The organism is Sulfitobacter sp. HI0129, from assembly GCF_001635395.1.
Lineage (GTDB): Bacteria > Pseudomonadota > Alphaproteobacteria > Rhodobacterales > Rhodobacteraceae > Sulfitobacter.
In genome coordinates, this window is record NZ_LWGH01000300.1 from 1 (window position 1) to 5,154 (window position 5,154).

Consider the following 5,154-nt stretch of genomic DNA (forward strand, 5'->3'; position numbering starts at 1 on the left):
ACGCCGCCCTATCCGTCCACCCACAACTTGGGCACGAACCGGATGAGCGAGAAGGCCGAAGACGGTGTGGTCAACAAGTGGGGGCAGACCCACGACATCAAGAACCTGTTCGTTTCGGACGGTTCGCAGTTCACGACCGGCGCGGCGGAAAACCCGACGCTGACCATCGTGGCCCTTGCGATCCGGCAGGCGGATCATATCGCCAGCGAGATGGGTGCGGGCAACATCTGACGCATTGCAGCGCCCCGGGCTATCCCGGGGCGCTGTGACTTTGCAGAAGTCGGAATGAAAAAGCGATACCGCCCCCATGGGGGCGGTTCATTCGTTCAGGACCGGGCGGCGCCGATCACTTCGCGGTACATCGCCGTCGCCTTGTCATCGGCCAGATCCACATCGTCGAGCGACAGCGGCTTGCCCGCCGCCACATCGCGGCGCAGGGTCACGCCATGGGCCAGACCGATGGGCAGCGCCGCCCCCGCGGTCGCCAGCGGCAGCGCCTTGCCGTAGACGGTATAGCCGCCTTCGCCATCGAGCTTTTCACCCGACTTCAGCGCGCGCTTGGCCACCGCCGCCACGGTGCCGCGCATTTCTCGCGACTGGCCCGTCGGCTCCTGCCGGAGCGCAACGCTCAGCACGGAGATCGACAGTTCCAGCCCGATCAGGTGGAAGGGTTTGTACATCGCGGCGAAGCGCCCGGTGCTGTCCGTCGGCAGCCCGTATTGTTTGAAACAGGCCGCGGCATAGTCGTTGGGCGCCTCAAGCACCACGTAGACACCCCAGCGCAGGTCGCGGAAGACCGGGCGGCCGTCCCGCTCCAGCGAGGAAACCGTTTCGACCATGCCGCGCCGGGCGAGTTGACCGCCCAGCTCGCGCGGTCGCAGGACATGGGCCAGATCGTCCACCCCGCAGGCGGGAAAGCCCAGCCCTTCTTCCGGCACATCGAGACCGCAGGCATTGGCGATGGCCACCATCTCGATGGCGCTCTTTGTCCCGTCGAGGAAGGAGTTGAACATCTGCGGGTTCATCCCCGCCTTCTTCGCCTCTTCCGCGGTGAGGCCGTAGTGGCCCCAGACATCGTCGGGGGTGACCGTGTGATAGGCCGGCAGGTACTTCGTCCCCTTGCCCGCCGCCGTCACCGTGAAACCGGCGGCCCGCGCCCAGTCGACCATTTCCGACACGAGGGCGGGTTGATCGCCGTAGGCCATCGAATAGCAGACCCCGGCGGAGGCGGCCCGGCGCGCAAGGGCGGGGCCCACCATGGCGTCCGCCTCCACGTTGACCATGACGACATGTTTGCCCGCGTCAAAGGCGGCCTCGGCGTGGTTTATCCCGGCGCGGGGGTTGCCCGTGGCCTCGATCACCACGTCGACGTCATCGCGGGCGGCCAGTGCCGCGCCGTCGCCGACATAGGTCGTTGCCTCGATACGCTCGTCGTCCCAGCCGACTTCGCGGCAGGCAGCGCGCGCCCGGTCGGGGTCGAGATCGGCGATGGCCGTGACCTCGAGCCCCGCGATCGTCGGCACCTGGCTGAGGAACATGGAGCCGAACTTTCCCGCCCCGATCAACCCGGCCCTTACGGGTTTGCCCCGCTCCGCGGCCTCTGCCGCCAGTCTCGCAAGGTTCATGTCCGCTCTCTTTCCTTTAACGTTTGGGTCAGTCGAACATGGTCGACCGATCGATCACAAGTTCATTCCGGCGGGACCGGACGCCACCGGGGCCGCCCCCGTCACGCGGCACGCCCGCGGGGGACATGGCGCAGGTGGCTTCCCGTCACCCCGCCGGGCAGGGCGGCGATCCGGTCCGCGACGTCCAGCAGGCGAGGCAGGTCGATGCCCGTGCTCCGCCCCCCTTCGTTGAAGGCGAAGACGAGGTCTTCGGTCGCCGTGTTGCCCGTGGCGCCGGGGGCGAAGGGGCATCCCCCCAGCCCGGCGGCGGCGGTATCGAAGACGCGCACCCCGGATTGCCACGCGGCCAGCGCGTTGGCGACCCCCTGGCCGAAGGTATTGTGCCCGTGGAAGGCCCAGGTGTTGCCAGCTGTTTCCGGCAACATCTGAACGGTATCGAAACGGCGCGCAACATCGAAAGGGTTCGCGCGGCCGGTCGTGTCGCAAAGGGCGAGTTCGGCGTTGGGCGCGATGGCCGCGACCTGTTTGACTGCCTCGACAAGATCCATCAGCGGCACGCCGCCGTCGAACGGGCAATCGAATGCCGTCGCCAGATCGACGCGCAGGAACGTGCCTTTGGGCAGCGCCTTCACGATTTCATCGAGACCGGTGAGGGATTGCGCCACCGTCTGGCGGACGTTGTTGAGGTTGTGGGCCTGCGATACCGAGAAGACATAGACGATCTGCCGCAAGCCCGCCTTCAGCGCGTTTTCCGCCCCCCGCAGGTTGGGGACGAGAGCGGCAAGCTCCGCCGGCAGGTCCCGCGTGCCTTCCACGATCTCGGCCATGTCGGCCATCTGGGGCACCGCCTTGGGGCTGACGAAGCTGCCAAGTTCGATCCGCGGGCAACCGGCGGCGGCAAGATCGCGGATAATGCCGATCTTCGCCTCCGTGGGCAGGGGGTTCGCGATGGATTGAAAACCGTCGCGGGGGGCGACTTCGCAGATGATGGGGGTTGCGGCGGCCAATGCTCAGATCTCCTGCAGGTCTTCGTGATCGTCCCGTCGCCTGTCGGGCCAGAAGGTCGCGTCGATTGCGTCGAGGGCGAACTGGATCGCCAGCAGGCCGAAACCGATGGGAAGCAGCGCATAGGGATAGACCATGGGCGTGCCGAAGCTGGAAGACACCCGTTCGCCGAATTCCCACGCCTGATAGGCCATGATGGAGCCGCGCCATGTCATGATGACGCAGAAGGCGACCCCGATGAGCGCGATGATCACGCGCACGACGCGCTGCGCGATCGTGCCGAGCTTGACGGCGAAAAAGGTGATCCGGATATGGCTGTCGGTGCGCTGGACATCCGCAGCCGTGATCGCGGTGACATAGATGATCAGGAAGGTGTTGACCTCCAGTGACCAGGAGGTGGGCGCCGTGAAGACATAACGCATGATGGCGTCGTAGCAGATGGTGATGACCATGAACGCAAGCACGATCTGGCCGGACACCTGCAACGCCTGTGCAGTGCGATCGAATAGTTTCCTCACGGCGCCCTCCTTTCCCGATCAGGCGTCTTTGCCGAGCGCCAGTGCGATGGCGCGGTTTCCGACGTCTTCGCCGACTTCGGCGATCCATGCGGCGCGCACTTCTTCGGCTGCCGCTTCGAGCTTGGCGAGTTCCTCTTCGGAGGGTTCGATCACTTCGATCCCCTGTTCGGCGATCATCGGCCAGAACTCATCCGGGTAGATGGTGTTGTTGGCCTGCGCCGCGCCATTCTCGTCGAACCAGTCACCCGCCTCGTTGAAGGCGGCCTTCTCCTCTTCGCTCATATTCTCCCACCGTTTCGTGGTGGTGAAAAGACCGATGCCATACGCGGTGAGCGGCAGCTTGTAGACGACGCCGACCTGTTCCTGCAGCGAACGGCCGATGATGGTGGAGATATTGGCCACGGCCGCGTCCACGGTGTTTCGCTGCAGCGCGAGGTAGAGTTCCGACGAGGGAATGCGCACCGAGGCGCCGCCGAAGTCTTCGACCACCTGCGTGGCCTCGAAGCTCACCACCCGGACCTTCTTGCCCGAGATATCCGCGATGGATTTGATCGGGGACGCGGTGGTGGACCACAGGTATTCCGGCTCAAGGATGTTGCCCATCATCGAGACCATGTAGAGGCCTTCCTCGTTCAGCTTTTCCTGAATGAGGTTGAAAAGCGGGCTGCCCTTGGCGAGACGCTCGGGGTTTTCATAGAGCGCGTCCACCACACCCGGCAGGCCCGTAATGCCCAGGATCGGCACTGAACGGGTGATGTAGCTGGTGGTGTGGAACATGAAGTCGATGGTGCCGGCGCGCAGGGCGGGCAGCTGTTCATCGGCCTTCAGCAGCTTGCCGCTGTCGTAGTAGTCGACCGCGACGGCGCCCGACTGGCCCAGCCGTTCGACAAATCCGGCGGAGCCGTAGGACAGCGCCTTGTAGCTGGGCGGCAGGTAGCTGACGCCGGTCATCGTGGTTTCTGCCAATGCGGCAGAGCCAAGGCCAAGCACGGCAGAGCCGGCAAGGGCGGCAGTGGTATTTCGCAGGAAGCTGCGGCGGGATAGGGTCATTCTGGTTTCCTCCTCTGGTGTGTTGAATGACGGGTGATCAGATGAAGCCGGGCAGCCACAGGCTAAGGCCGGGGAAAAGCACGAAGATCATGAGCATGACGAACTGCACGATCACGAAGGGGACGACCGAGCGGATGATCTCTTCGACCGAAAGCATCGGGCAGACGCCGCGCAGCGCATAGAGGTTGAGGCCCACGGGCGGGGTGACCACCGCAATCTCCAGGTTCATCACGAGGATGATGCCGAACCACAGCGGGTCGTAGCCGAGGGTCACGATCAGCGGCAGCAGGATCGGCGTCGTTACCACGATGAGAGAGACGGCATCGACCAGCATCCCCAGCAGCACCAGCGCCAGCATGATGATCACGAGGATCGCCCAGGGCGGCAGATCCGTCGCGGTGAGCGCCGCGCTGACGTTTTCGGGGACGCGCACGAGGTTCAGGTAGTCGCCGAAGATCTTCGCACAGGCGATGATCAGCAGAATGGCACCCGACACCTTCACGGATGAGCCCAGCACATCCATCAGAACCTTCCACGTCAGCACGCGGAAGACGGCAAAGGCCAGAAAGAACGCACCCGCCGCACCGAGGGCGGCGGCCTCTGACGGAGTGGCGAAGCCGGTGTAGATCGCGCCCAGCACGATGCCGACCAGCAGCAGCGCGTGCCAGACACCGCCAAGGGCGCGTACCCGTTCGCCCAGCGGTGCCATGGGTCCGGTTTCGCGGGGGGCTTGCTCGGGGTTCAGCAATACGCGGATGTAGATGTAGAGCGACAGGGCGAGCGCCAGCGCGATGCCGGGCAGGATGCCCCCGATAAAGAGAGCACCGACCGAGACGCCGGAAACCGCACCGTAGATGATGAAGGGCACCGAAGGCGGAATGAGCATCGCCAGCGCGCCCGAAGAGGCGACCGAACCGGCGGCAAGGCCCCGGTCATAGCCGCGGTCCAGCATCTGG

The 5,154-nt window shown here is 65.2% G+C and carries 6 protein-coding genes; 1 reads left to right on the plus strand and 5 read right to left on the minus strand.

Features of this window, described 5'->3' with window-relative positions:
• Window positions 1–231: GMC oxidoreductase (locus A3764_RS06920; protein ID WP_236628109.1), on the plus strand; the 231-nt coding region annotated here is incomplete at its 5' end.
• A gap of 95 nt (window positions 232–326) precedes the next feature.
• On the opposite strand, the gene A3764_RS06925 is transcribed toward A3764_RS06920, so the two are convergent.
• From A3764_RS06925 to A3764_RS06945, 5 genes are all read right to left on the minus strand, one after another.
• Entirely contained in the window at window positions 327–1,625 is a 1,299-nt protein-coding gene (locus tag A3764_RS06925) for an NAD(P)H-dependent oxidoreductase (protein WP_067925031.1), read from the minus strand.
• A 101-nt stretch (window positions 1,626–1,726) separates the two neighbouring features.
• Window positions 1,727–2,632: a hydroxymethylglutaryl-CoA lyase gene (locus A3764_RS06930; protein WP_067925035.1), complete on the minus strand. Its 906-nt coding sequence runs from the start codon at window positions 2,630–2,632 to the stop codon at window positions 1,727–1,729.
• Window positions 2,633–2,635: 3 nt separating this feature from the next.
• A complete protein-coding gene (locus A3764_RS06935) occupies window positions 2,636–3,148 on the minus strand; it encodes a TRAP transporter small permease (protein ID WP_067925038.1) in 513 nt (170 codons plus the stop codon).
• Between the two features lie 18 nt (window positions 3,149–3,166).
• The gene (locus tag A3764_RS06940) at window positions 3,167–4,198 is read right to left on the minus strand and encodes a TRAP transporter substrate-binding protein (protein WP_067925042.1); all 1,032 of its coding nucleotides are present in this window, start codon (window positions 4,196–4,198) and stop codon (window positions 3,167–3,169) included.
• 37 nt (window positions 4,199–4,235) lie between these two features.
• The coding region (locus A3764_RS06945) for a TRAP transporter large permease (protein ID WP_067951371.1) at window positions 4,236–5,154 on the minus strand (919 nt) is incomplete at its 5' end.